General features: G+C 72.4%; 20 protein-coding genes and 2 tRNA genes. 7 read left to right on the top strand and 15 right to left on the bottom strand.

The window, feature by feature from the left end:
* Positions 1-57 precede the first annotated feature (57 nt).
* Positions 58-267 carry a hypothetical protein gene (locus JCO01S_RS02585; RefSeq protein WP_068250228.1) on the top strand — a complete coding sequence of 70 codons (210 nt, stop codon included), beginning with the start codon at positions 58-60 and terminating at the stop codon, positions 265-267.
* Positions 268-328: 61 nt separating this feature from the next.
* Here the strand turns inward: JCO01S_RS02585 and JCO01S_RS02580 are convergent, their stop codons facing one another.
* The 3 genes from JCO01S_RS02580 to leuC form a co-directional block, all read right to left on the bottom strand.
* Positions 329-973, bottom strand: a complete 645-nt coding sequence (locus tag JCO01S_RS02580) for an HU family DNA-binding protein (protein WP_068250225.1) — start codon at positions 971-973, stop codon at positions 329-331.
* A 234-nt stretch (positions 974-1,207) separates the two neighbouring features.
* On the bottom strand, positions 1,208-1,801 hold the full coding sequence (gene leuD / locus JCO01S_RS02575; protein ID WP_068250222.1) for a 3-isopropylmalate dehydratase small subunit: 594 nt from the start codon (positions 1,799-1,801) through the stop codon (positions 1,208-1,210).
* Positions 1,802-1,811: 10 nt separating this feature from the next.
* Entirely contained in the window at positions 1,812-3,221 is a 1,410-nt protein-coding gene (gene leuC, locus JCO01S_RS02570; RefSeq protein WP_157074443.1) for a 3-isopropylmalate dehydratase large subunit, read from the bottom strand.
* A gap of 117 nt (positions 3,222-3,338) precedes the next feature.
* Between leuC and JCO01S_RS02565 the strand changes: the two genes are divergently transcribed.
* Positions 3,339-4,088 (top strand): IclR family transcriptional regulator, encoded by a 750-nt coding sequence (locus JCO01S_RS02565; protein ID WP_068250215.1) that lies wholly within the window; start codon positions 3,339-3,341, stop codon positions 4,086-4,088.
* 199 nt (positions 4,089-4,287) lie between these two features.
* On the opposite strand, the gene JCO01S_RS02560 is transcribed toward JCO01S_RS02565, so the two are convergent.
* The 5 genes from JCO01S_RS02560 to JCO01S_RS02540 form a co-directional block, all read right to left on the bottom strand.
* A tRNA-Glu gene (locus JCO01S_RS02560) sits at positions 4,288-4,360 on the bottom strand.
* A gap of 99 nt (positions 4,361-4,459) precedes the next feature.
* Positions 4,460-4,531 (bottom strand) — tRNA-Gln (locus JCO01S_RS02555).
* Positions 4,532-4,622: 91 nt separating this feature from the next.
* Positions 4,623-6,122 carry a glutamate--tRNA ligase gene (gltX, locus tag JCO01S_RS02550; protein WP_068250212.1) on the bottom strand — a complete coding sequence of 500 codons (1,500 nt, stop codon included), beginning with the start codon at positions 6,120-6,122 and terminating at the stop codon, positions 4,623-4,625.
* Between the two features lie 38 nt (positions 6,123-6,160).
* The gene (locus JCO01S_RS02545; RefSeq protein ID WP_068250209.1) at positions 6,161-6,493 is read right to left on the bottom strand and encodes a YnfA family protein; all 333 of its coding nucleotides are present in this window, start codon (positions 6,491-6,493) and stop codon (positions 6,161-6,163) included.
* A 12-nt stretch (positions 6,494-6,505) separates the two neighbouring features.
* Positions 6,506-7,279 carry a fumarylacetoacetate hydrolase family protein gene (locus JCO01S_RS02540; protein WP_068250207.1) on the bottom strand — a complete coding sequence of 258 codons (774 nt, stop codon included), beginning with the start codon at positions 7,277-7,279 and terminating at the stop codon, positions 6,506-6,508.
* 35 nt (positions 7,280-7,314) lie between these two features.
* Here JCO01S_RS02540 and JCO01S_RS02535 point away from each other — a divergent pair, with 35 nt between their 5' ends.
* Positions 7,315-8,226, top strand: a complete 912-nt coding sequence (locus JCO01S_RS02535) for a 3-methyladenine DNA glycosylase (RefSeq protein ID WP_068250205.1) — start codon at positions 7,315-7,317, stop codon at positions 8,224-8,226.
* Between the two features lie 12 nt (positions 8,227-8,238).
* Positions 8,239-9,072: a DUF1353 domain-containing protein gene (locus JCO01S_RS02530; RefSeq protein ID WP_068250202.1), complete on the top strand. Its 834-nt coding sequence runs from the start codon at positions 8,239-8,241 to the stop codon at positions 9,070-9,072.
* On the opposite strand, the gene JCO01S_RS02525 is transcribed toward JCO01S_RS02530, so the two are convergent.
* Positions 9,021-10,241, bottom strand: coding sequence for a PucR family transcriptional regulator (locus JCO01S_RS02525; protein ID WP_157074442.1), 1,221 nt, complete (start codon positions 10,239-10,241; stop codon positions 9,021-9,023). The two genes, JCO01S_RS02530 and JCO01S_RS02525, sit on opposite strands and share 52 nt — an antisense overlap.
* A gap of 82 nt (positions 10,242-10,323) precedes the next feature.
* Here JCO01S_RS02525 and JCO01S_RS02520 point away from each other — a divergent pair, with 82 nt between their 5' ends.
* Positions 10,324-13,767 carry a bifunctional proline dehydrogenase/L-glutamate gamma-semialdehyde dehydrogenase gene (locus JCO01S_RS02520; RefSeq protein WP_068250193.1) on the top strand — a complete coding sequence of 1,148 codons (3,444 nt, stop codon included), beginning with the start codon at positions 10,324-10,326 and terminating at the stop codon, positions 13,765-13,767.
* 38 nt (positions 13,768-13,805) lie between these two features.
* Here JCO01S_RS02520 and cimA read toward each other — a convergent pair whose 3' ends face one another.
* From cimA to JCO01S_RS02495, 5 genes are all read right to left on the bottom strand, one after another.
* Positions 13,806-15,386: a citramalate synthase gene (gene cimA, locus JCO01S_RS02515; RefSeq protein ID WP_068250184.1), complete on the bottom strand. Its 1,581-nt coding sequence runs from the start codon at positions 15,384-15,386 to the stop codon at positions 13,806-13,808.
* Positions 15,387-15,693: 307 nt separating this feature from the next.
* Positions 15,694-16,014, bottom strand: coding sequence for a hypothetical protein (locus JCO01S_RS02510; RefSeq protein WP_157074441.1), 321 nt, complete (start codon positions 16,012-16,014; stop codon positions 15,694-15,696).
* Between the two features lie 35 nt (positions 16,015-16,049).
* The gene (locus tag JCO01S_RS02505; protein WP_068250168.1) at positions 16,050-16,838 is read right to left on the bottom strand and encodes an HAD family hydrolase; all 789 of its coding nucleotides are present in this window, start codon (positions 16,836-16,838) and stop codon (positions 16,050-16,052) included.
* A 31-nt stretch (positions 16,839-16,869) separates the two neighbouring features.
* Entirely contained in the window at positions 16,870-17,973 is a 1,104-nt protein-coding gene (locus tag JCO01S_RS02500) for a branched-chain amino acid aminotransferase (protein ID WP_068250166.1), read from the bottom strand.
* A 61-nt stretch (positions 17,974-18,034) separates the two neighbouring features.
* A complete protein-coding gene (locus JCO01S_RS02495) occupies positions 18,035-19,075 on the bottom strand; it encodes a 3-isopropylmalate dehydrogenase (protein ID WP_068250164.1) in 1,041 nt (346 codons plus the stop codon).
* A gap of 156 nt (positions 19,076-19,231) precedes the next feature.
* Between JCO01S_RS02495 and JCO01S_RS02490 the strand changes: the two genes are divergently transcribed.
* Positions 19,232-19,459, top strand: coding sequence for a hypothetical protein (locus JCO01S_RS02490; protein ID WP_157074440.1), 228 nt, complete (start codon positions 19,232-19,234; stop codon positions 19,457-19,459).
* Between the two features lie 105 nt (positions 19,460-19,564).
* On the opposite strand, the gene ilvD is transcribed toward JCO01S_RS02490, so the two are convergent.
* Positions 19,565-21,409 carry a dihydroxy-acid dehydratase gene (ilvD, locus tag JCO01S_RS02485; RefSeq protein ID WP_068250159.1) on the bottom strand — a complete coding sequence of 615 codons (1,845 nt, stop codon included), beginning with the start codon at positions 21,407-21,409 and terminating at the stop codon, positions 19,565-19,567.
* A 393-nt stretch (positions 21,410-21,802) separates the two neighbouring features.
* Between ilvD and JCO01S_RS02480 the strand changes: the two genes are divergently transcribed.
* Entirely contained in the window at positions 21,803-25,321 is a 3,519-nt protein-coding gene (locus JCO01S_RS02480; RefSeq protein ID WP_068250157.1) for an ATP-binding cassette domain-containing protein, read from the top strand.
* Positions 25,322-25,407 lie beyond the last annotated feature (86 nt).

Below are 25,407 nucleotides of genomic sequence, written 5' to 3'. Positions count from 1 at the left end.
CTCGATCACGGGATCCCGTGATCCCGCTCACCTTATGGCACGACTATCCTTCTCACCGTGCAGGCCACCGTCTTCTCCCACGACCCGGACACCGGGACCACCGTCGTCACCGACGAGGGGGTCTCCCACGAGGTCTCCCCTGAGATCTTCGCAGCCAGCGGGCTGCGCTTCCTGCGACCGGGGCAGCGGGTCAACCTCACCCGGGAGTCGGGCGAGATCACCCGGATGTGGATCGTCGGCATCGGCCGGGACGAGTCCATCCGCTGACGACGGTGTCGGGCCCGGCAACGCCCGGGCCCGACACCGTTCGGGGCGAAGGGGGTCCCGCTCAGCTCCCGGAGCCGGTCGCCTTCTTCGCAGTGGTCTTCTTGGCCGCGCTCTTCTTCGCGGGCGTCGACTTCTTCGTCGTGGACTTGCTCGCGGTCGTCTTCTTGGCCGTGCTCTTCTTCGCGGGCGTCGACTTCTTCGCGCCGCCGGAGCTCTTCTTGGCCGTGGACTTCGCCGGCGTCGACTTCTTCGCGGCGGACGTGCTCGCGGTCGACTTCTTGGCCGCCGTCGACTTCGACGCCGTCGACTTCTTGGCGGCGGTCTTCGTCGTGCCCCCGGTGCTCGAGCCCCCTCGGCCCAGCTCGCGGGCGGTGGCCCCCACCGTGCCGGCCGCGGCGCGGGCGGCCGCGGGCGCGGCCTTGGGCAGGGACTTCGGGTCGGCGACGTACTCCTTGAAGCGTGTGCCTGCCTTGAAGCGGGGCACGGTGGTCTTGTCGATCTTCACGACCTCACCGGTGCGCGGATTGCGTCCGGTGCGGGCGGCACGGGCGGCCTTCTCGAAGGTGCCGAAGCCGGTGATGGCGACACGACCCCCCTTCGCGACCTCGCGCACGATCGTGTCGAGCACGACCTCGAGCGCCTCCTGGGCGGCCTTCCGACTCCCGAGTCTCTCCTCGAGAGCCTTGACGAGTTCTGCCTTGTTCACGGTCACTCCCGTAGGTAGACAGCCGGCACTTCCCCCGGCCAGGACAGCCGAGTCGATCACTCGACCTGTCACGACGGTAAGGGGATTCGGCATCGATTGGGGGTGATTCGACCCAAAGAATTGATGCGGCGCAATGTGATTCGCGCCGGCAGCCGCTTCCCGCGGCCCGGCGAGGGCGGCTCCCTTCGCCGTGCCGGTCGTGGGCACCGTTGCGGCACAACGGCGCCCACGCACTCAGGCGGGCAGGGTGCTCGGCTTCCAGCTGGGCCGCCCCTGCTCGAAGTCGGTGATCGCGCTCTCGTGGCGCATGGTCAACCCGATGTCGTCCAGGCCCTCCAGCAGCCGCCAGCGGGTGTAGTCGTCGACCTCGAAGGGGCAGGTGATGTCCCCGGCCGTCACCGTCCGCGCGGTCAGGTCCACGGTCACCTCGGCGCCCGGGTTGTTCTCGAGGTACTTCCACAGCAGCTCGACGTCGTCCTGGGCGACCTGGGCGGCGAGGAGTCCCTGCTTGGCGGAGTTGCCACGGAAGATGTCGGCGAAGCGGGACGAGATGACCACCCGGAAGCCGTAGTCCTTCAGCGCCCACACCGCGTGCTCGCGGGAGGAGCCGGTGCCGAAGTCCGGGCCGGCGACGAGCACCGAGCCCTCACGGTATGGGGCCTGGTTGAGCACGAAGGTCTCGTCCCCGCGCCAGGCGGCGAAGAGCCCGTCCTCGAAACCGGTGCGGGAGACCCGCTTGAGGTAGACCGCCGGGATGATCTGGTCGGTGTCGACGTTGCTGCGCCGCAGCGGGACCCCGGTGCCGGTGTGGGTGGTGAACTTCTCCATGGTGATCTCCTCAGGCCTCCTGCAGGACGTCCAGGTCGGCGGGGCTGGACAGCGTGCCTCGCACGGCGGTGGCCGCCGCGACGAGTGGGCTGACCAGGTGGGTGCGCCCGCCCTTGCCCTGGCGCCCCTCGAAGTTGCGGTTGCTCGTCGAGGCGGAACGCTCGCCCGGCGAGAGGATGTCGGGGTTCATGCCCAGGCACATCGAGCAGCCGGCGAGGCGCCACTCGGCCCCCGCCTCGAGGAAGACCTGGTCCAGGCCCTCCTCCTCGGCCTGCAGGCGCACCCGGGCCGATCCCGGCACGACGAGCATGCGCACGCCGTCGGCGACCCGGCGGCCACGCACGACCCCGGCCGCCGCGCGCAGGTCCTCGATGCGCCCGTTGGTGCACGAGCCGAGGAAGACGGTGTCGACCGCGATCTCCCGCAGCGGAGTACCGGCCGTCAGGCCCATGTACTCCAGCGCCTTTGCGGCAGTGGCGCGCTCGTTCTCGTCGGCCATCGCCTGCGGGTCGGGCACCGCCTCGCCGAGCGGTGAGCCCTGCCCGGGGTTCGTGCCCCACGTGACGAAGGGGGTGAGCGTCGAGGCGTCGATGTCGACCTCTGCGTCGAAGACCGCGTCGTCGTCGCTGCGCAACTGCGACCAGGCCGCGACCGCCGCGTCCCACTCCTCCCCCTTCGGGGCACGGTCCCGCCCCTGCAGGTAGTCGTAGGTGACCTGGTCGGGAGCGATCATGCCGGCGCGGGCGCCGGCCTCGATCGACATGTTGCACACCGTCATCCGCGCCTCCATCGAGAGCGACTCGATGGCCTCGCCGCGGTACTCCAGGACGTATCCCTGGCCACCGCCGGTGCCGATCTTCGCGATGACCGCGAGGATGATGTCCTTGGCGGTCACGCCCGGCTGGAGCTCGCCGTGGACGTTGATCGCCATCGTCCTGAAGGGGTTCAACGAGAGCGTCTGGGTGGCGAGCACGTGCTCGACCTCGCTCGTGCCGATGCCGAAGGCGAGTGCCCCGAAGGCTCCGTGGGTGCTCGTGTGGCTGTCGCCGCAGACGACGGTGGTGCCCGGCTGGGTCAGCCCGAGCTGCGGGCCGACGACGTGCACGATGCCCTGCTCGGCGTCACCCATCGGGTAGAGCTGCACGCCGAACTCGGCGCAGTTGTCCCGCAGCGTCTCGACCTGGGTGCGGCTCACCGGGTCGGTGATCGGCCCGGGAGTCGTCGGGACGTTGTGGTCCTCGGTGGCCAGCGTCTGGTCCGGCCGGCGCACGCCGCGCCCGGCCAGTCGCAGCCCCTCGAAGGCCTGGGGGCTGGTGACCTCGTGGATGAGGTGCAGGTCGATGTAGAGGAGGTCGGGCTCCCCTTCCGCTCGGCGCACGACGTGCGCGTCCCACACCTTCTCGGCCAGCGTTCCAGCCATGTCCTTCTCCATCCAGCGATCGCGCCCGCGGACGGGCTCCTGCGTGTGTCTCGACGGTGGCACCTCCGCGCCGCCGACGAACTTGCGTCTCACGACATGAGATGTCAGTATCACTACATGGACAACGGTAGTGGAGTTGGCGTTCTCGACAAGGCCTCCGTCGTGCTCGGCGCCCTGGAGTCCGGCCCCTCGACCCTGGCGCAGCTCGTCGCCACCACGGGTCTGGCGCGGCCGACGGCCCACCGACTGGCGGTCGCCCTCGAGCACCACCGCATCGTCGCCCGGGACATGCAGGGGCGCTTCATCCTCGGCCCCCGACTCGGCGAGCTGGCCGCCTCCGCCGGCGAGGACAAGCTCCTCGTCGCCGCCGGTCCGGTCCTCGGCGCGCTGCGGGACCACACCAACGAGTCGGCCCAGCTCTTCCGTCGCCAGGGCGAGAACCGGGTCTGCGTCTCGGCCGCCGAGCGTCCGGTGGGACTGCGCGACTCGATCCCGGTCGGCGCGACGCTCTCCATGCTCGCCGGCTCGGCCGCGCAGGTGCTGCTCGCGTGGGAGGAGCCGGACCGGCTGCACCGCGGCCTGCAGGGTGCGGCCTTCACCGCCACGATGCTCTCCGGGGTCCGTCGTCGTGGCTGGTCCCAGAGCGTCGGCGAGCGCGAGGCGGGCGTGGCCTCGGTCTCGGCGCCGGTGCGCTCCCCCTCCGGTCGGGTCATCGCCGCGGTCTCGATCTCGGGGCCGATCGAGCGCCTCTCCCGCCAGCCCGGGCGGCTGCACGCCGCCACCGTCATGGCCGGCGCCAACAAGCTGACCGAGGTCCTGGAGAAGCACGCGAAGGCCGCCGAGGCAGCCGACCGCGACACCGAGTGACGCACGCCCTCCCGGACCCCTTCGACGCGGACGGACAAGAGGCGTGGCGCAGCATCAAGCCGATGTCGCGAACGACGACGTGACCACACGACGACGAAGGACATCGGCAGCGCGCCACAGTTCCTGACCGGAAGCGGACCTGGGAGAAGCCGGACACGACAAAGGCCCCCGCTCGGATGAGCGGGGGCCTTGATCGCTGTAGCCCCGACGGGATTCGAACCCGCGCTACCGCCTTGAGAGGGCGGCGTGCTAGGCCGCTACACAACGGGGCCATCTGCTGCTTCCCGACCCGTGACCGGGCGGGCAACGGAGAGAACCTTACCCGTTCGGGCGGGGTCTTCCGAAATCGAGCGACGACGTCGCTCCCAGCGCTGGGGTACCAGGACTCGAACCTAGAACAACTGAACCAGAATCAGCCGTGTTGCCAATTACACCATACCCCAAGGGGGTACCACTGCCCCTTGCGCCGAAGCGCGCGGGCCGTGAACCGAATGGAGATACTACCCGCCGTCCGGCGTCCCATCAAAATTCGGGTCACCCCAGCGACGAGCGAAGGGAGCGCAGCCGCGCCAGCGTGCTCTCCCGCCCGAGGATCTCCATGGACTCGAAGAGCGGCGGGCTGACCTTGCGCCCGGACACCGCGGTGCGCAGCGGCCCGAAGGCCAGCCGGGGCTTGATGCCCATCCCGTCGACGATCGCGCCGCGCAGCGCCGCCTCGATCTCGGCGGCCTCCCACGTGACGTCCGCGAGCGCGGTCAGGGCCGCGTCGATGACCTCGGGGGCGTTGTCCTTCAGGGCCGCCCGGGCGTCATCGGCGATCTCGAGATCGGCGTCGGCGACGAAGAAGGGCTTCACGAGGTCGGTGGCCTCGGTCAGCAGCTGCATCCGCGGCCGGATCTGCTCACCGATGGCCTCGAGCTTCGCGAGGTCCTCCCGGCCGGGCTCCTCACCGAGCACCCCGTCCTGCTGCAGGAAGGGCAGCAGCCGGGCGGCGAGGTCGTCCAGCTCGAGGTCGCGGATGTACTGCCCGTTGAGCCAGTCCAGCTTCTTCAGGTCGAAGATCGGCCCGACCTTGTTGACCTTGGCCCAGTCGAAGTCCTCGCTGAAGGCCTCGAAGCTGAACTTCTCGACGTCGGCGCCGCCCTCCCCCTTCGCCGGCGGGTAGGCCAGCAGGCCGAGGAAGTTCACGACCGCCTCCGGCAGGTAGCCGGCCTCCTCGAACCACGTCAGGCGCGCCCAGGGGTTCTTGCGCTTGGAGATCTTGGACTTGTTCTCGTTGCGCAGCAACGGCATGTGCGCGAACTTCGGCGGCTCGAAGCCCAGCCACTCGTAGAGCAGCACGTGCTTGGGCGTCGAGGAGATCCACTCCTCGCCGCGCACGACGTGGGTGATGCCCATCTCGTGGTCGTCGACGACGACGGCCAGGTGGTACGTCGGGAAGCCGTCCGCCTTGAGGATGACCTGGTCGTCCGGCCGCGGCGCGGAGACGGTCCCACGGATGACGTCCTCGAAGTGGGTCGGCGCGTCGTCGGGGACGTACATCCGCACGACGGGGTCCTCGTTGAAGCCCTCGAGCTGGGCCCGCTCCTCCTTCGTCTTGCCGTGGCAGAGCCGGTCGTAGCCGGTCGGGAGCTTGAGCTTCTGCTGCTTCTCGCGCATCTGCGCCAGTCGCTCCGAGGAGCACCAGCAGTAGTACGCGTGGCCGCTCTCGATGAGCGCCTCGACGTAGGGCCGGTAGGTGTCCAGCCGCTCGCTCTGCCGGTACGGCGCGCACGGCCCACCCACGTCGGGGCCCTCGTCCCAGGTCAGGCCGAGCCAGCCGAGGGTGTCGTAGAGCTGCTGCTCGCTCGTGGCGTTGAAGCGCGCCCGGTCGGTGTCCTCGATGCGCAGCACGAACTGGCCGCCGTGCTTCCGGGCGAATGCCAGGTTGAAGACGGCCATGTAGGCCGTCCCGACGTGCGGGTCACCGGTCGGTGACGGCGCGACGCGCAGGCGGGGGGCGGTGGGCTCGGGGGCAGCAGAGGAGTCGCTCATGATGGCCCGATCGTATCGTCGCCGCTCCGCGGGCCCACTCACGCTCGGGGCGCGTACATGATCACCGCGACGCCGACGAGGCAGACCAGCGCGCCGGTGACGTCCCATCGGTCGGGGCGGAAGCCGTCCACCACCATCCCCCACGCCAGCGAACCCGCGACGAAGACGCCGCCGTAGGCGGCGAGGATGCGCCCGAAGTTGGCGTCCGGCTGCAGTGTGGCGACCACGCCGTAGAGGCCGAGCGCGATGACGCCCGCGCCGACCCAGAGCCACCCGCGGTGCTCACGCAGCCCCTGCCAGACCAGCCACGCGCCCCCGATCTCGAGCAGCGCCGCGAGGACGAAGAGCGGGATCGAGCGGGCGAGGTCCACGTCAGTCCCGCGTCACTCGGCGGCGACGAATGGGTTGGCCAGGGTCCCGATCTGGTCGATCTCGATCTCGACGCGCTGGCCGGCCTCGACCGGACCGACACCCGCCGGGGTCCCGGTGAGGATGATGTCGCCGGGCAGCAGGGTGAAGGCCTTGGAGGCGTGGCTGATGAGGGCCGCGACGCCGTGGACCATGTCCGAGGAGTGCCCGTCCTGGACGACCTCGCCGTCCCGGCGGGTCGTGATGGCCACGTCCTGCGGGTCCAGGTCGGTCTCGATCCACGGGCCGAGCGGGCAGAAGGTGTCCATCCCCTTCGCCCGCGCCCACTGCCCGTCCCCGCGCTGCAGGTCGCGCGCGGAGACGTCGTTGGCGATCGTGTAGCCGAAGATGACCTTCTTGGCCTCGTCGGGCTCGATGTCCTTGCACATCCGCCCGATGATCACGGCCAGCTCACCCTCGTAGTGCACCTCGGAGGTCAGCGGCGGGATCACGACCGGGTCCCCCGGGCCGACGACGGCGGTGTTCGGCACGAGGAACATCATCGGTTCCTCGGGCACGTCGTTGCCCATCTCGGCGGCGTGGTCGGCGTAGTTGCGGCCGATGCCGATGATCTTGCTGCGCGGGATGACCGGTGCGAGCAGCCGCACCTCCTCGACCGTCGTCGTGGTGCCGGTCAGCTCGATCCGCTGGTAGAGCGGGTCGCCGGTCACCTCCGCGATCTTCTTGCCCTCGCCGTCGACGAGCCCGTAGACCGGCTCGTCCCCTGTCGTGTATCTCGCGATGCGCACGAGATCACCCTAGTGTGCGTCTACGGTTGGTCCCCGTGGACTCCCCGACCGAGACGCTCCTGGGCAGGGAGCAGTGGCAGGAGCTGGCGCGTGAGCACGCAGCCGCGGTGGACGGCCTGACCGCGGGACGGCTGGAGCGGCGCCGGCGGGGCGAGCGCCACCCGGTCGAGGACTTCCTCTTCGAGTACTACAACCACCCGCCGGCGAAGCTGCGCCGCTGGCACCCGGGTCCGGGCGTGCGTCTGGCCGATGCCGCGGAACCGTACGGGGACCGCAGCGGCTACGTCCTCGCCGCCGACGGCAGCGCCGTCCTCGACTCGGCCGCCTTCCTCGAGCGAAGGGGGCGTGCCGTCACCTTCGTCCGTGACCTGCTGGAGGCGACCCTCTCCCGCCCGGGCACGCACGACTGCTTCGGCCTGCACGAGTGGGCGATGGTCCACCGGCTCGCGCCGGGCGAGCAGCGGCACGAGCAGCTGCCGCTGCGCCTCGGGCAGGCGGGCACCGACGAGGTCGTGGAAGGACACCGCATCCGGTGCAGCCACTTCGACGCCTACCGCTTCTTCACCGAGGCCGCGGCCCCGCGCAACACGCTGCGCCCGACGCGGGAGACCCAGCTCGAGCACGAGCAACCCGCGTGCCTGCACGCGGGGATGGATGTCTACAAGTGGGCCTTCAAGCTCGCGCCGGCGGTGCCCTCGGAGCTGACGCTCGCGGCCTTCCGGCACGCGCTGCGGGTCAGGGAGCTGGACATGGCCGCCTCCCCCTACGACCTCTCCGACCTGGGCATCGCTCCCGTCGCGATCGAGACCGCGACCGGCAAGGCGGAGTACGTGACCCGACAGCGGGAGCTCATGGTCGCCTCCAACGCGCTGCGCCGCCGGCTGCTCGCCGTGATCGAGGACCTGAGGGTCGCGGCGGGCCTGCCCCACGTCGTCGGTGGCCGCTGACATGGTGGGGTCGTGGCCGAACCGCTGAACCCCGACGCCGGGCGCTTCCACGACGGTGGCCCGTTCGGCGGCGACCCCGACCCGGACGCGCCACCGCAGATCCTGCTGCAGCGGGACTTCACCGACCCGACGAACGAGTTCCGGCTGCTGCGGCGGATCGGCTACCGCGACCGGGAGCTCGGTGACCTGCTCGTGCCGGACGACCCGGACACCTTCGCGACCGACTTCGCCTCGATCCCCCAGGTCTTCGGCTGGCTGCTGCCGCGCACGGGGACCTACCTGCCCGCGGCGATCCTGCACGACGGGCTCGTCGGCGACCCGGGCCAACCGGCGTCCTACGTCAGCACCGAGGGCCACGAGATCACCTGGGACATGGCCAACCGGGTCTTCCGCGACGCGATGGCCGACTCGGGCACCCCGGTCGTGCGCCGCTGGCTGCTGTGGACCGGCGTCACCCTCGCGGTGATGGTCAGCGGCCGGCAGACGGACTGGTCCCCGGCGACGAAGTGGCGCTGGCGCCTCACGGCGATCGGCAGCCTCGGGCTCATCGCGGTGCTCGGCGTGCTCGCGACCCTCGACCTGCTCGGGGTCCCGGTGCCGCTCGTCGGCGGCGTGCCGTGGGTCGGCGAGGGTCCGTGGTGGTCGACGCTGCTCAGCGGTGCCGCGGGCGCGGTGGTCACGCCGCTCGTGCTCAGCCTGGGGTGGGGCCGCTTCCGGGCCGCCGGGGTCATCAGCGGGCTCGCTCTCGCCCTGCTGCTGCACGTGACGATCGCGGTCGGGCTCCTCACACTCGTCTACCACGGCATCGAGCGGGTCGCGAACCGCGGCTCCCGGCCCCCTCCCTGAGGCCCTCCCCACCCGGGCTCACGGTGCACGAGCAGGCCGAGGTGCAGCTCGAGTCGGTCCCTGCCGCGAGCGAGGTCCAGCCCGGTGACGCCCTCGATCCGGTGCAACCGCGCGTAGACGCTCTGCCGGTGCAGCCCCAGGCGCCGGGCCGTGGCACCGACCGAGCCGGCCTCCTCGAGGTGGACCCAGGCGGTCTCGACCAGCTCCTCCGGTCCCGCCAGGAGGGCCGCCACCGCGGGGGTGCGGGTCGCGGCCAGCACCTCGTCGCGACCACGGCCGCCGAGGATGCGGCGGATACCGAGGTCGGCCCAGTCGTGCACCCTGGCCTCGGCGGGACCGAGGTCCGCGTGGCCGTCCCGACCGGCCGGCCCCTGCGGGCGGGCCACGCGGAGGGCGGCCCGCGCCTGACGATGGGACTCCGCCGCCTCCGGCAGCGCCACCTCCTCCCCGACCGCGGCGACGACGCCCGTGACACCGAGCCGGTCCAGCGCGCCGATCGCCCCGGCCGCGACGGTGTCGGGACCCATCCGTGCCGGGACGAGGAGCACGACGTCCCCGCCCTGCTCGGCCACGCCCACGCCACGGGGCAGTCCGCCGGGGCCGTGGACCTGCTGCGCCCGCAGCCGCACGCCCGGCCGGGTGCCGAGGAGGACCACCGCGACGAGGGTCGCTGGATCGAGGGCGAGCGCGTCGGCCACCTCGAGCGCGATGCCGGACCTCCCTTCGCCGGTCTCGAGGAGGTCGAGGACGAGCCGCTCGCTCTCCCGGCGCCGCGAGGCCAGTCGCGCCAGCGCCTCCCCCGCCTGGGCGGCGAGGGCCTCGGCGGCCCGCACCCGCTCGGGCGCCAGCCCGTCCGGGGGTTCGATGGCCCACAGGTACCCCTGCACGACGTCGCGCCAGCGGGCGGGCAGGCACAGCCGGGCGGCGATGCCCCGCTCGGCGTCGCCGGGTACGTGCACCGGCCCGCGCGCCCGCCCGATGCCGAAACGCTCGAACCACGCCCGGGTCTCCACGGGCGAGCCGCGCCCCATCACCGTCTCGACCCGGACCGGGTCGGTCGCCCCCGTGTGGGCGCCGAAGGCGAGCAGCCGGAAACCCCGGTCCTCCAGGGTCACGGGTGCCTCCAGCAGGGAGGAGGCCTCGTCGACGAGGTCCTGCACGTCAACCATCAGACGAGTGTATGTCGAAGCCGCTGACCAGCCAGACGGATGACTGTGGCGGTGGGCACCGCAGCGTCCTACCGTCGAGTTCATGACGACTTCGACGCCCGAGACCCAGGACCCGGCTCTCGACCCCGCCACGGCGGCATACGCCCCCTTCGTCGAGGAGGCGGTCGCCCTCGCCGAGCGCTGGGCCTCGGCCGCCCACGCCGGCGCCACGAAGAAGGAGAGCCAGACCACCGGCCAGCTGGCCGCGCTGCTCTCCGACGCCGAGGGGCTGGACCTCGCGGTCTTCTTCGTCGACCGGGTGGCGCGCCCGGAGGACGACCACGCCGCGGCGAACGCCCTGAGCACGATCACCGCGAGCTCGGCCGCGTCCTTCCTCGGCGGGCTCGACCGGGGCCTGCTCGGCCTCGGGGCCCTCGCCGCCCGCATCGCTCCCAAGGTCGTCGTCCCCGCCGCCCGCGCCCGGATGAAGCAGATGGTCGGACACCTGCTCGTCGACGCCCGCGACCCGCACCTGGGGCGGCACCTGGACGCCGCCCGGCAGGACGGCTTCCGGCTGAACATCAACCTCCTCGGTGAGGCGGTGCTCGGCGAGGGCGAGGCGGCCGACCGCACCCGCCGCACCCGGGAGCTGCTCGAGCGCTCCGACGTCGACTACGTCTCGATCAAGGTCTCCTCGCTCGTCAGCCAGATCAGCACGTGGGACTCGGCCGGCACCGTCGAGCGCTGCCTGGAGCGGCTGCGCCCGCTCTACCGCGCGGCCCGGGCGAGCACGCCGCACGCCTTCGTCAACCTCGACATGGAGGAGTACAAGGACCTCGGAATGACGATCGAGGTCTTCACCGCGATGCTCTCCGAGCCGGAGTTCCAGGACCTCGAGGCGGGCATCGTGCTGCAGGCCTACCTGCCGGACGCGCTGCCGGCCATGGAGCGGCTCATCGCCTTCGCCCGCGAGCGCACCGCCGCCGGGGGCGCCGGCATCAAGATCCGGCTCGTCAAGGGCGCCAACCTGGCGATGGAGCAGGTCGAGGCCGTCATGCACGGCTGGGAGCAGGCCCCCTACCCCACGAAGGGCGGCACCGACGCGAACTACCTGCGCTGCGTCGAGCGCGCGCTGCGCGAGGACGCCGTCGCCGCGGGTGTGCGCCTCGGCCTGGCCAGCCACAACCTCTACGACGTGGCCGCCGGGCACCTGCTCGCCCGCGACCGGGGCGTCGAGGCGGTCCTGGACGTCGAGATGCTCCAGGGCATGTCCCCCTCGCAGGCGCGGGCCGTGCGCGACGACGTCGGCACCGTCATCCTCTACACCCCGGTCGTGGCCCCGGAGAACTTCGACGCCGCGGTCTCCTACCTCGTGCGCCGCCTCGAGGAGAACGCCTCCCCCGAGAACTACCTGCACGCCTTCTTCGCCGAGGACCCGACCGCGATGCCGGACCAGGAGTCCCGCTTCCGCACGAGCATCGCCGCCATCGGGCAGACGCCGACCGGGCCGCGGCGCAGCGCCGAGCGGCCGGCCCTGGCCGACCACTTCGCGAACACCCCGGACAGCGACCCGTCGCTGCCGGAGTCGCGGGAGTGGGCCGCCCGGGCCGTCGCCGCGTCCCGGCCGGAGCCGACGTCACCGCACCTGGGCTCCGTCGCCGAGGTGGACCAGGTGGTCGCCACCGGCCGCGCAGCGCACGAGGCCTGGGCCGCCCGGCCCGCCGCCGACCGGGCCGCGCTGCTGCGCGGCGCCGCCCGCGAGCTGGACTCCCGCCGCGAGCGCATCGTCGCGACCATGGCCGCCGAGGGCGGCAAGACGATCGCCGAGTCCGACCCCGAGGTCTCCGAGGCCGTCGACTTCGCCCGCTACTACGCCGACCGCGCCGAGGAGCTGGCGGACGGGCCGATGGCCGACGGGGCGCGGTTCACCCCCTTCGCCCTGACGCTGGTGACGCCCCCGTGGAACTTCCCCGTCGCCATCCCGATCGGCGGGGTGCTCGCCTCGCTCGCCGCCGGCAGCGCCGTGGTCATCAAGCCCGCGCCGCAGACCCCGGTCTGCGTCGAGGAGGCCGTCGCCGCGCTGCACGCCGCCGGGGTCCCGACCGACGTCCTGCAGGTGGTGCGCACCGAGGAGGACGAGGTCGGCCGGCACCTCGTGGCCCACCCGGACGTCGACGCCGTCGTGCTCACCGGTGCCAGCGAGACCGCCCGGATGTTCGCCGGGTGGCGCGAAGGGCGCGAGGACGGCCCGCGGGTGCTCGGCGAGACCTCCGGCAAGAACGCCCTGGTCATCACCCCCTCCGCGGACATCGACCTGGCCGTCGCCGACCTGGTCTCCTCGGCCTTCGGCCACGCCGGGCAGAAGTGCTCCGCCGCCTCGCTCGGCATCCTCGTCGGGTCGATCGCGGACTCCCCGCGCTTCCGCCGCCAGCTGCTCGACGCGGTGCAGTCCATCGTCGTCGGGTGGCCGAGCGACCTGGGCACCCGCATGGGTCCGGTCATCGAGGCGCCGAGCGGCAAGCTGCTGCGCGCCCTGAGCACCCTCGAGCCCGGCGAGACCTGGCTCGTGGAGCCGCGGCAGCTCGACGAGACCGGCCGGCTGTGGAGCCCCGGCGTCAAGGAGGGCGTCACCCCCGGGTCCTTCTTCCACCTCACCGAGGTCTTCGGGCCGGTGCTCGGGCTGATGCGCGCCGACAGCCTCGAGGAGGCGATCGAGCTGCAGAACGCGACCGACTTCGGGCTCACCGGCGGTCTGCACAGCCTCGACACCGACGAGATCGAGCGCTGGAGCGAGGCCGTCGAGGTCGGCAACGCCTACGTCAACCGGCACATCACCGGGGCGATCGTGCAGCGCCAGTCCTTCGGCGGCTGGAAGGGCTCCTCCATCGGGCCCGGCGCCAAGGCCGGCGGCCCCAACTACGTCGCGCAGCTGGGCACCTGGGTCGCCGAGGGTCTCCCGACGGAGGGGGTCACCCCCTCCGCGGCCGTGCGCACCACGGTCGATGCCCAGCTGGCCTCGCTCGGCGAGCGGGTCGAGGAGGACGAGCGGGCCTGGCTCGCCGCCGCGGTCGCCAGCGACGCGCAGGTGTGGGCGAGCGACCTGGGCATCGAGCACGACCCGAGCGCGCTGGTCGTGGAGGACAACGTCTTCCGGTACCGCCGCTGCCCGCTCGTGCTCGTGCGCGCCGCGGCCGACGCCCGACCGGTGCAGCTGCTGCGGCTCGTCGCCGCAGCCACCCTCACCGGCACCCGGATGATCGTCTCGGCGGACCCCTCGCTCGGGCTGCCGGGCAGCCTCGGTCACGTGCAGGTGCGGGCGGAGTCGGAGGAGCACTTCGTCGCCGCCGCGCCCGACGAGGTCGGTCACGGTCGGGTGCGCGCGGTCGGCTCGGTCTCCGGCGAGGCGGTCGACGCCCTCGTGACCGCAGGGGTCGACGTGCTCACCGGCGAGGTCCTGGCCACGGGGCGGCGCGAGCTGCTCCCCTTCCTCCGGGAGCAGGCGGTGAGCACCACCCGGCACCGCTTCGGGCACGTCGCGAAGAGCTGAGCCCGCGGCCGTTTCTCTTGCGGAGCGAGGCCGGGTCGTCAGCGCACCGGCACCCCGGAGCGCCGCAGCCCGTAGGTGATCCCGTCCATGAGGGCCTCCCACGAGGCCTCGACGATGTTGCCCGCGACCCCGACCGTGGTCCACGTCGTGCTCCCGTCGCTGGTCTCGATGAGCACCCTGGTGATCGCGTCGGTGCCGTGGGCGGCGTCGAGGATGCGCACCTTGTAGTCGATCAGCTCGAGGCGCTCGATCTCCGGGTAGACGACCGAGAGCGCCTCGCGCAGACCGTGGTCGAGCGCATTGACCGGTCCGTTGCCCTCCCCCGTGGCGACGACGCGCTGCCCGCCGGCGTGGGCCTTCACCGTCGCCTCGGCGAGCGCGTCGTTGCCGCCACGGGCGTCGATCATGACCCGCCAGGACTCGATCTGCGCGTACTCGAGGTCGTCCCGACCGAGCATCCGCCGCAGCAGCAGCTCGAAGGAGGCATCCGCGGCGTCGAAGGTGTAACCCTGCTGCTCCAGCTCCTTGACCCGTGCGAGGACCCGCGCAGTGCCCTCGGGATCCTCGGAGAGGTCGATGCCGAACTCGCGGCTCTTCAGTTCCACGGTCGCCCGGCCCGCCATGTCCGAGACGAGCATGCGCACGCCGTTGCCGACGGCCTTGGGGTCGATGTGCTGGTAGAGGTCCGGGTCGACCTTGACCGCGCTCGCGTGCAGCCCGGCCTTGTGCGCGAAGGCTCCCGAACCGACGTACGGCTGCCGGGAGAAGGGCGGGTAGTTCGTCACCTCGCTCACCGCGTGGGCGATCCGGGTCGCGTCCTGCAGCCGGTGCGGCTCGACGAGCTCGTGGCCGAGCTTGAGCTGGAGGTTGGCCAGCACGGTGATCAGGTCGGCATTGCCGGTCCGCTCGCCGTAGGCGTTGACGGTGCCCTGCACGTGGTCGGCGCCGGCGCGCACGGCCGCCATCGAGTTGGCCACGGCGCAGCCGGTGTCGTTGTGGCAGTGGATGCCCAGACGTGCTCCGGTGACGTCGATGACGTCGGTGACGACGTCGAAGACCTGGTCCGGGAGCATCCCGCCGTTGGTGTCGCAGAGGGCGATGACCTCGGCGCCGGCCTCGTGTGCGGCGCTCACGCAGGCGAGGGCGTAGCCCCGATCCAGGTGGTAGCCGTCGAAGAAGTGCTCCGCGTCGACCATGACCGTGCGCCCCTGCGCGACGAGGTGGCCGACGGTGTCGCCGATCATCGCGAGGTTCTCCTCGCGGGTGGTCCGCAGCGCCCGCTCGACGTGCCCCGGGTGGGCCTTGGCGACGAGGGTGATGACGGAGGCGCCGGAGTCCACCAGCGCCTGCACCTGAGGGTCGTCCGCGGCGGCGCATCCTGCCCTGCGGGTGGCGCCGAAGGCGGCCAGCGTCGCGTTCGTGAACTCCAGCTCGGTGCCCGCGCGGGCGAAGAACTCGGTGTCGTTCGGGTTGGCTCCGGGCCAGCCCCCTTCGATGTGGGTGACGCCCAGCTCGTCCAGGTGCCGGCAGATCGCCAGCTTGTCCGCGACCGAGACGTTGATGCCCTCCTGCTGGGCACCGTCGCGCAGGGTCGTGTCGTAGACGTGGAATCCGGTCATCAGTGGTCTCCGTCAGGCGGGTCGAAGGGGGCCGGCCGGCCCCCTCGTCGATGTGACTCCCGCTCGCCGCGCCGGTCCTTCGCTGGGGTGGTGCTCCGGACCCGATGCTCCGCCGTCCCCTGCCCGACAAAGCAAAAGACCCCCCGGGTGTGGGAGGTCTGCGCGACGAGCGGGTGGCTCGTCGCGCCTAGATAATGAGGAGGGCCGCGGTGGCGGCGCGCTGCTTCATCGGGTGCATCACGGCATTCACCCTGCCACTGTGCACCCGCCTCCGGACTCGGCGTCCGGATGCTGGACGACGGTGGGCTCACCCTCCCCGACGTCGCTGTTCGGGGAGCGCGCCCATCGTCATCTCGGCGATGACCACCGACTCCCCTGCGCTGCGCAGCTCCCGGGCACGCCGGGTGGCGGCCCCCGCCGTGTCGAAGACGTCCCTGGCCAGGGGCTCGCCGTCGTCCTCGTCGGGGGTGATCACCAGGTGCACCGTGCTCCCCGTCGTGCCGACCGCACCGGCCCGGGGGCCATCGCTGGTGTGGAAGCCGGATTCCTCGACCCGGTTCCCCCGTCCGGGGAACCGGGACAGCAGCCGGGTGAGCAGCTCGTCCGCCTCTGCCTCGGTGGCCGCCACCGCCACTTGCGGCCGGGCAGTCGAAGGCCCATGGCTCAGAGCAGGCCTTCCAGCACAACCGCCACCCCGTCCTCGTCATTGGCCAGGCAGGTGTCGGTGGCGGCGGCGAGGACGTCGGGGTGGGCATTCGCCACGGCGAAGGAGCGCCCCGCCCAGGTGAGCATCGGCAGGTCGTTGGGCATGTCCCCGAAGGCCCACACCCGGCTCGCCGCGATGCCCAGCTCGGCACACCAGTCGGCGAGCGCCGCGGCCTTGGTGACCCCGACCGCCGAGATCTCGGCGAGCCCACCCGCCCCGGAGAAGGCGACGATGCCGCGCTCCCCCACGACCTCCGTGGCCGCGGTGATGAACTCCTCGTCGGTCAGGTGCGGGTTGCGGGCGAGCAGCTTGCCCGCGGGGGCGTCCCGGAGCAGCTCGATGTCCGAGGTGGTCACCAGGTCCTCGGGGTGGTCGTGGATCGCGGCGAACATGTTCTCCGCCGCGAGACCGGTGCTGCGCTCCGCCGCGAAGCCGGTCCCGGGGATCTGCTCGCGCAGGTCGGTCACGATCTCGGCGACGACCACCGGATCGATGGTCCGCTCCCCGAAGACCCGCCGGCCCGCGACGTCGTACCGGAACGCGCCGTTGCCGCAGAGCGCGATCCCGTGGTCGCCGACGATGTGCCCGAGCTCGTCGAGCCACCGCGGCGGGCGGGCGGTGACGAGCACCGTCTCGATACCGGCATCGGAGGCGGCGCGAAGCGCATCCGCCGAGCGGGTCGAGACGGTGCCGTCGGAGCGCAACAACGTCCCGTCGAGGTCGGTGGCGATCAGGTCGGGACGCATCCGGCGTGTGGTGTCGGGTGCTGCTGGCGCGTCAGGCCAGTCGGGTGAGCCAGCCGTGGGTGTCCTCGGCACGGCCGTACTGGATGTCCAGGAGGGCCTGGCGGATGGCACGGGTGTGCTCCCCGCCCCCTTCGCCCGCGGTGGAGGCCACGGAACCGCCGTCCCAGCGCAGCTCGCCGACGGGGGTGACGACCGCGGCCGTCCCGCACGCGAAGATCTCGGTGATCTCGCCGGAGGCGACGCCGTCCTTCCACTCATCGAGGGTGATCCGGGCCTCCTCGGGCTCCAGGCCGAGGTCGGGAGCGAGCTCGAGGATGGAGGCACGGGTGACGCCCTCGAGGATCGAGCCGGTCAGGGCCGGGGTGCGGAGGCGCCCGTCCCTGGTGACGAAGAAGAGGTTCATCCCGCCGAGCTCCTCGATGTAGGTGTGCGTCGAGGAGTCGAGGAAGACGGCCTGGTCGCAGCCCTGCGCGATGCCCTCCAGCTGCCCGGCGAGGGAGGAGGCGTAGTTGCCGCCGCACTTGGCCTGCCCGGTGCCGCCGTCGCCGGCGCGGGCGTAGTCCTGGCTGACCCAGAGGTTGACCGGCTTCAACCCGCCGGAGAAGTAGGCGCCGGCAGGGCTCGCGATGACCGAGAAGATCACCTCGTGCGCCGGGCGCACCCCGAGGAAGGCCTCCGAGGCGAACATGAAGGGGCGCAGGTAGAGGCTGGTCTCCGCGCCGCCGGTGGCGCTGGGGACCCAGGCGCTGTCGACCTGGAGGAGTGCCCTGAGCGCCGCGACGAAGTCCTCCTCCCCGAGGACGGGCAGGGCGAGGCGCTCGGAGCTGTGGGCCATCCGGGCGGCATTGCGCTCGGGGCGGAAGGTCCAGATCGAGCCGTCCTCGTGGCGGTAGGCCTTCATCCCCTCGAAGACCTCCTGCGCGTAGTGCAGGACCGCCGCGGCGGGGTCGAGGCTGAAGGGGCCGTAGGGGCGGACCCGGCCGTCGTGCCAGCCCTCCCCCTTCGTCCAGGTGGCGGTGACCATGTGGTCGGTGAAATGGCTGCCGAAGCCGGGGTCGGCGAGGATCTTCTCGCGCTCGGCGTCCGGTGTCGGGGCTTCGCTGCGGGTGGTCGCGAAGGTGAGCTCAGCGGTCATCGGTGACACGTCTCCTCAAGGTGCTGTGGTGCTCGCAGGGTAACCCCTGCTGTGTTGCCACTCACAGGCGCGCTGCCACCGCGTCCCCGATCTCGGTCGTGGTCCGCTCCCCTGAGCGTTCGGCGAGGTCCGCGGAGACAGCGGCCTCGACCCGGGCGGCGTCGTCCGCGCGGCCCAGGTGGTCCAGCAGCATCGCCGTGGAGAGGATCGCGGCGGTCGGGTCGGCCTTGCCCTGCCCGGCGATGTCCGGGGCGGAGCCGTGGACCGGCTCGAACATGCTCGGCGCCTCGCGGCTGGGGTTGATGTTGCCGCTCGCGGCCAGACCGATGCCACCGGCGATGGCGGCAGCGATATCGGTGATGATGTCGCCGAAGAGGTTGTCGGTGACGATGACGTCGAAGCGGCCCGGGTCGGTGGCCATGAAGATCGTGGCGGCGTCGACGTGCTGGTAGGCGGTCTCGACGTCGGGGAACTCCGCGCCGACCTCCTCGACCGTGCGCCGCCACAGGTGCCCGGCGTGGGTGAGCACGTTGTGCTTGTGGACCAGGGTGAGGTGCTGGCGCGGGCGCGCCTGGGCGCGGGCGAAGGCGTCCCGCACGACACGCTCGATGCCGAAGCGGGTGTTGACGCTGACCTCGGTCGCGACCTCGTTCGGGGTCCCGACGCGAAGGGCGCCGCCGTTGCCGACGTAGGGGCCCTCGGTGCCCTCACGGACGACGACGAAGTCCAGCCCCTTGTCGGTCACCTCGGTGGCGAGCGGGCTCGTCACGCCGGGGAAGAGCTTGGCCGGGCGCAGGTTGACGTAGTGATCGAGGGCAAAGCGAAGGGGGAGCAGCACGCCCCGCTCGAGGACGCCGGAGGGCACGCTCGGGTCGCCGATCGCACCGAGGAGGATGCCGTCGTGGCCGCGGATCTCCTCGACGACGGAGTCCGGCAGGGTCTCGCCGGTGCGGTTCCAGCGCCGGGCGCCGAGGTCGTACTCGGTTGTGGTGACGTCGACCCCGGTGGCCCGGAGCACCTTGATGCCCTCGGCGACCACCTCCGGGCCGATCCCGTCCCCCCCGATGACGGCGATGTCGAAGCTGTCCTGCTGCTCGGTCATGGGCTCAGACTAGGCCGCGTCCCGGCATGCGGGCAGTGTGTCCCGGCATGTGGTCGCCACGTCCCAGAGTGCGAGGGTCCGAGGACCGGGTACTGTCGGCGCGTTCGATTCCCAACACCGAGGAGCACCGTGGACCCACACGAGCACCAGCCCGCCATGCACCAGCCAGCCAAGCGGCCCGTGTGGCGCATCGTCGTCGGCATACTGCTCCTCGTGCTGGGCGCGCTCGCCCTCCTCGGCATCCTCGCCTCGCTCGGCTCCGGCACTTTCGAGTCCCCGGAGAACGGCGGCGAGGCCGTGGGCACCCTCCTCGGGGCCTTCTGCTGCATCGGCGTCCCGCTCATCGTCGGGCTCATCCTCCTGGCGCTCCCGCCCAAGCGCTGAGCCCCCTCGTAGTTCCCTCCTCAGGGGCCGGCCCTTCGAGGCTCATGCCCTAGCGGGCATTCGCACCGCCCACGCCGAACGTGGGACCCAAGGGACCGGGGCTTCTCAGTGGACCTTGCGGGCGGCGCCCTTGTCGGCGGACTGGGCGAAGCGCGCGAAGATCTTCAGCGCCTGGGAGACGGGACGGTCACGGCTGACCGGTGCCCACCCCTTCGCGTCCTGCTCGGCGCGCCGGCGGGCCAGCTCGTCCTCGTCGACGAGGAGGTTGACCCGGCGGCCGGGGATGTCGAAGTCGATGACGTCGCCGTCGCGGACGAGGCCGATCGTGCCACCGGCCGCGGCCTCCGGGGAGACGTGGCCGATCGAGAGGCCGGAGGAGCCGCCGGAGAAGCGCCCGTCGGTGATGAGGGCGCACTTCGGGCCCAGGCCCACACCCTTGAGGTAGGCGGTCGGGTAGAGCATCTCCTGCATGCCGGGGCCGCCCTTCGGGCCCTCGTAGCGGACGACGACGACCTCGCCCTCCTGGACCTTCTTGGAGAGGATCATCTCGACCGCCTCCTCCTGGGACTCGGCGACGCGGGCCGGCCCGGAGAAGGTCCACTGGTGCTCGGGCACACCGGCGGTCTTGACGATGCAGCCGTCCTCGGCGAGGTTGCCGTGCAGCACGGCCAGCCCACCCTCGGTGGAGTAGGCGTGCTCGACGGAGCGGATGCACCCGTCGCGGGAGTCGGTGTCGAGGCTCGCCCAGCGGTTGCTGGAGGAGAAGGCCTGCGTCGTGCGCACCCCGCCCGGGGCGGCGTGGAAGAGCTCGCTCGCCTCCTCGCTCGGCGAGCCGCTGCGGATGTCCCACTCCTTCAGCCAGAGGTCGAGGGAGGGGCTGTGCACGGCTCGCACGGAGGTGTCGAGCATGCCGCCGCGGTGCAGCTCACCGAGGATCGCGGGGATGCCGCCCGCCCGGTGGACGTCCTCCATGTAGAAGTTCGTGCTGTTCGGGGCGACCTTGACCAGGCACGGGGTCTCGCGGGAGAGGTCGTCGATGTCGTTCTGGTCGAAGTCGACGCCGGCCTCCTGGGCGGCGGCGAGGAGGTGCAGGATCGTGTTCGTCGAGCCGCCCATGGCGATGTCCATGCGCATCGCGTTGGCGAAGGCGGAGCGGCCCGCGATCGAGCGCGGCAGCACCGAGTCGTCGTCACCGTCGTAGTACTCCTTGCACAGGTCGACGACGAGCTCCCCGGCGCGCAGGAAGAGGTCCTTGCGGGCGGCGGCCGTCGCCAGCGTCGAGCCGTTGCCCGGCAGCGAGAGGCCGAGGGCCTCGGTGAGGCAGTTCATCGAGTTCGCGGTGAACATGCCCGAGCAGGAGCCGCAGGTCGGGCAGGCGGACTGCTCGATGCTCAGCAGGTCCTCGTCGGAGACCGAGTCGTCCACGGAGCTGGTCATGGCGTCGATGAGGTCCAATCGGGACGTCCCGACGCTTCCATCAGAGCCGACGACCGCCTTCCCGGCCTCCATCGGCCCGCCGGAGACGAAGACGGTCGGGATGTTCAGCCGCAGCGCGGCGAGCAGCATGCCCGGGGTGATCTTGTCGCAGTTGGAGATGCACACGAGCGCGTCGGCGCAGTGCGCCTCGACCATGTACTCGATGGCGTCGGCGATGACCTCGCGGCTGGGCAGCGAGTACAGCATCCCGTGGTGGCCCATGGCGATGCCGTCGTCGACGGCGATGGTGTTGAACTCCTTGCCCACTCCCCCGGCGTCCTCGATCGCGCCGGCGACGAGCTGGCCCATGTCCTTGAGGTGGACGTGACCCGGGACGAACTGGGTGAAGGAGTTGGCGATCGCCACGATCGGCTTGCCGAAGTCCCCTTCGCCCATGCCGGTCGCGCGCCAGAGGGCCCTGGCCCCTGCCATGTTGCGGCCGTCGGTGCTGGTGCGGGATCGAAGCTGCGGCATGGCCCAACCGTATGTCGCCCGTCCGTCTGCTGATACACCGTCTCACCACGAGAACGACGCCCCCGACCGGTCGCGGTCGGGGGCGTCGCTGCTGGCCTGGTGCTGGGCGGGGCTACCGCGCCGGGCCCTGCTCACGCCGGTCCATGCTCTCCTGGAGGGCGCGGCGGACCTCGAGCTCCTCGTCGCTCATGATGACTCCTGCGAAGGGGGTGGATACGTGCCTGCCGCAGTGGGTCCCACGCGGACCCCACCACGGTAGACCTGCTCGTCCACGCTGTGGAACGGCCTGTCCGGATCGTGGATGCCTCGTCGGCGAGGAGGCGGGGCGCCCCCTTCGCCCGGGAAAAATGGGGAGGCGGGCCGTCGGGGGTCGGGCATAGCCTCGGGTACCTGATGACCCTCACCCTCACCCACCGTCCGGACCCGGAGGCGCCGACCCGCCACCCGTCCGGCCGTGACACCGCCCGCACCGTCGACTGGCGCCGCCTGCGCAGCCCCGCGGCCGCCGCTGCCCTCGCCTGCGCCGCCGTCGCCGCCGTGGCCCTGACCCTGGGCACGGTGATCATGGGGTGGCTCGCCGAGGACCCCTCCGCCCGCCTCGTCGGGATCCTCGCCGCGTGCGTCGTCGGTGGCGCGGTCGTCGACACCGTCGGGAAGTTCGTCTGGGTCGGCCTCTCCGACCGGGCCGAGGGCCGGCTGCGCGAGGACCTGCTGGACGCGGCGCTGGACCAGCCGGTGGCGGTCCTCTCCGAGCAGGCCGTCGGCGAGATCCTCGACCGCATCGACGACGACACCCACGAGGTGGGCACGGTCGTGCGGATGCAGCTGTGGATGTTCTTCCGGGCCGGCTTCGGCGTGCTCCCGATGTGGGTCGTCGCGGGCGTGACGTGGTGGCCGGCGTGGCTGCTCTTCCCGCTGCTCGCCGCGGTCACCGCGATGGTGATGCCCCCGCTGCTGCGGGAGATCGCCCGGCGCAAGGTCATCGAGGAGATGGCCTGGACCGATCACGCGAGCGCCCTCGAGGAGGGGATCGCCGGGCGGGACGACCTGCGCACGAGCCTCGGGCAGTCCCACGTGATCCGGCGGGTGGCCGCGCTCTCCTCCTTGGTGCACCGGCGCTTCCTCGAGGTCATCGTGGTCGAGCGCTCCCTCGCCCGGCGGGCGGGCCTCCTGCTGCACGCCCTGCTCGTGGCCATCGTCGTCGGCGGCGTCGCGATGACCGCCGCCGGCGCCGTGCCCGTCTCGGGGCTGGTCACGCTCTTCCTCGTCACCGCGACCTTCGTCGGGCAGGTCTCGCAGATGGCCAACAACCTGCCCGACCTGCAGGAGGGGCTCGGCGCGGTCATGCGGCTGCGCCAGATGCTCGCCGTGGAGCCGGAGCCCGAAGGGGGCCGCCCCGTCCCCGACGAGCGGGCCCTCGAGCTGCGCTTCGCGGACCTGGACTTCGCCTACGAGGAGGGCACCTTCGCGCTGCAGGGGATCGACCTGCGCGTCCCCGCCGGGGAGACCACCGCCCTCGTCGGGCGGACCGGCTCGGGCAAGTCGACGCTGGCCTCCTTCGTCTCGCGGGCGGTGGAGCCGCCGCCGGGCAGCGTGCTCCTCGGCGGGGTGGACGTGCTCGACCTGGACCTGCAGGAGCTGCGGCGGGCCGTCGGCGTCGTCACCCAGCGCACCGAGATCCTCGCGGGCACGTTCGCCGAGAACATCACCCTCTTCGCGCCCGTACCGCGCGAGCAGGTCGAGGCGGCCATCGCCGAGCTGGACCTCGACGACTGGGTCGCCGGGCTGCCCGACGGGCTGGACACGCTGCTCGGTCCCGGTGGGACGACGCTCTCCTCCGGTGAGGAGCAGCTGATCGCCTTCGCCCGGCTGCTCGTGCGCGACGTGCGCGTCATCGTCCTGGACGAGGCGACCGCCCGGATGGACCCGGTCACCGAGCGGCGCGTCGTCGTCGCCGCCGACCGGCTGCTGCGCGGCCGCACGGGCGTGCTCATCGCCCACCGGCTGAGCACGATCGAGCGCGCGGACCACGTGGCCGTCCTCGCCCACGGGCGACTGATCCAGCACGGCACGCATGCCGAGCTCTCCCGCCAGCAGGGGCCCTTCCAGGACCTGCTCGCGGCCAGCCGGACCGCGGCGGAGGCGGCGCCGGTGGCGGCGGGGCGGTCCGAGCCCGCTGCTGCCGGGGGGCGGCGCCAGGGCGAGCCGCCGACGCGTCCCGAGGTCGGCGACGGACCGTCGCTGGCCCGGGGCACGCTGCACGCCCTGCTGCTGAAGCCGGGCTGGGGGCTGCTCGGGGCATCGCTCTTCCTGGTCGGCTCGCTCATCGGGGCCCAGGGCGCGGTCACCGGCCTGATCTGGGGGCGTCTCGTCGAGGCCCTCCAGCGCGGTGAGACCCCGGTGCTGCTCACCCTCGCGCTCACGGCCTGCCTGCTCACGATGCCGGTGCTGCTCGCCGAGGCCTTCACCCGCTACCCGCGCTGGTGGATCGAGGTCATGCTGCGCACCCGGATGGCAGTGCTCCAGGGCCAGACGGAGCAGACCCGGCTCCCCCGGACCCCGCCCGGCGAGGTCGTGGCCCGTTCGATGGATGCCGACCGCTACGCCAGGTACGCCGACCGCTGGGTCGACTTCGTCAACGGCCTGCTCGTCGCGGCGGTCACCGCGGTGCTCGCGGGCACGTGGATCGCGGGTGCCGTGCTGCTCGCGGTCATGGCCACCTCCGCGCTGGCCTCGGTGCTCGGGCGGCCGGCGGCCGGGCGCTCGGCGGCCGAGGCCTCGACGGCGCGGGCGGCCTTCGGTCGGGCCTTGGTCTCGGCGCTGGAGTCGATGCGGACCGTGAAGCTGGCCGCGGCCACGCCCTCGGTGCGTCGTCACCTGCGTCTCGTCGACACCGGCCGGGTCTCCGCGGCGGTCTCGGAGCACCGCATCCAGGCCTTCCTCCAGGGCGTGCCGATGGTCATGGTCCAGTGCGGTGTCGTCGCCGCGTGGACGATCCACGTCGCGGGCGGCTGGGGCCTGGCGGTGACCCTGCTGGTGGCGGGAGCGGTCTCCGGCTTCGACTGGTTCGGTCGGGTTGCGGGCATGGTCGTCACCGAGGCGCCGGGCACGCGTGCCTGGCAGGTCGAGACCGCCCGCTTCGCCGGCGGCGTGGACCTCACCCGGCTGCCGGCCGGGGTCGACCTCGTCGACGGTCACGCCCCCCTACCCGCCCCCGTGCCTCGGGTGTCCCTGGAGCGGCTGGAGCTGCAGGGCCTCACCGCGATCCACGATGACGGCACGATCGGCGCGGACGGGGTGGACCTCACGGTCGGCGCCGGCGAGCTCGTGCTGCTCGTGGGCCGGGTCGGCTCGGGCAAGTCGAGCCTGCTCTCCGCGCTCGCAGGGCTCGTCGACCACCGTGGTCGGATCCGCTGGAACGGCACCGAGGTCACCGACCCGGAGGTCTTCCTGCGTCCCGGCCAGGTCTCGCACATCTCGCAGGTGCCGCGGGTCCTCTCCGGGACCTTCGGGGACAACATCCGGCTGGGGCACGAGCGCCCCTTCGCCGAGCCGGTCTCGGACGCGCGGATGAGCTCCGACGTCGCGGAGGCCGGCGGCCGGGACGCCGTCGTCGGGCACCGCGGGGTGCGCCTCTCGGGTGGCCAGGTGCAGCGCCTCGCCCTCGCGCGGGCGCTGGCCACGGAGGCGGAGCTGCTCCTGGCCGATGACGTCTCCAGCGCGCTCGACGCCGCGACCGAGATCGAGCTCTGGCACGCGCTGCGCGAGCGCGGCCGGACCGTCATCGGCGCCACCTCGAAGCGGGCCGCCCTCGAGCAGGCCGACCGGGTGGTCGTCCTGGACGCCGGTCGGGTCGCGGCCACCGGCCCGTGGGAGGAGCTCGCGCCCCGCTGGGGACACCTCGCCGGGTGACCCGCACCCCTCCCGGACGACGACAGGGGGCGCCCCGACCGGTGAGGTCGGTGGGCGCCCCCTGTCGGGGTCCGCCCGCAGGGTCG

Origin of the sequence: Janibacter corallicola NBRC 107790 (assembly GCF_001570965.1) — a bacterium.
In the GTDB taxonomy this organism is placed as follows: Bacteria; Actinomycetota; Actinomycetes; order Actinomycetales; family Dermatophilaceae; genus Janibacter; species Janibacter corallicola.
Note: the sequence above shows the minus strand (reverse complement) of the source record. Positions and strands in the feature narration are given on the sequence as shown.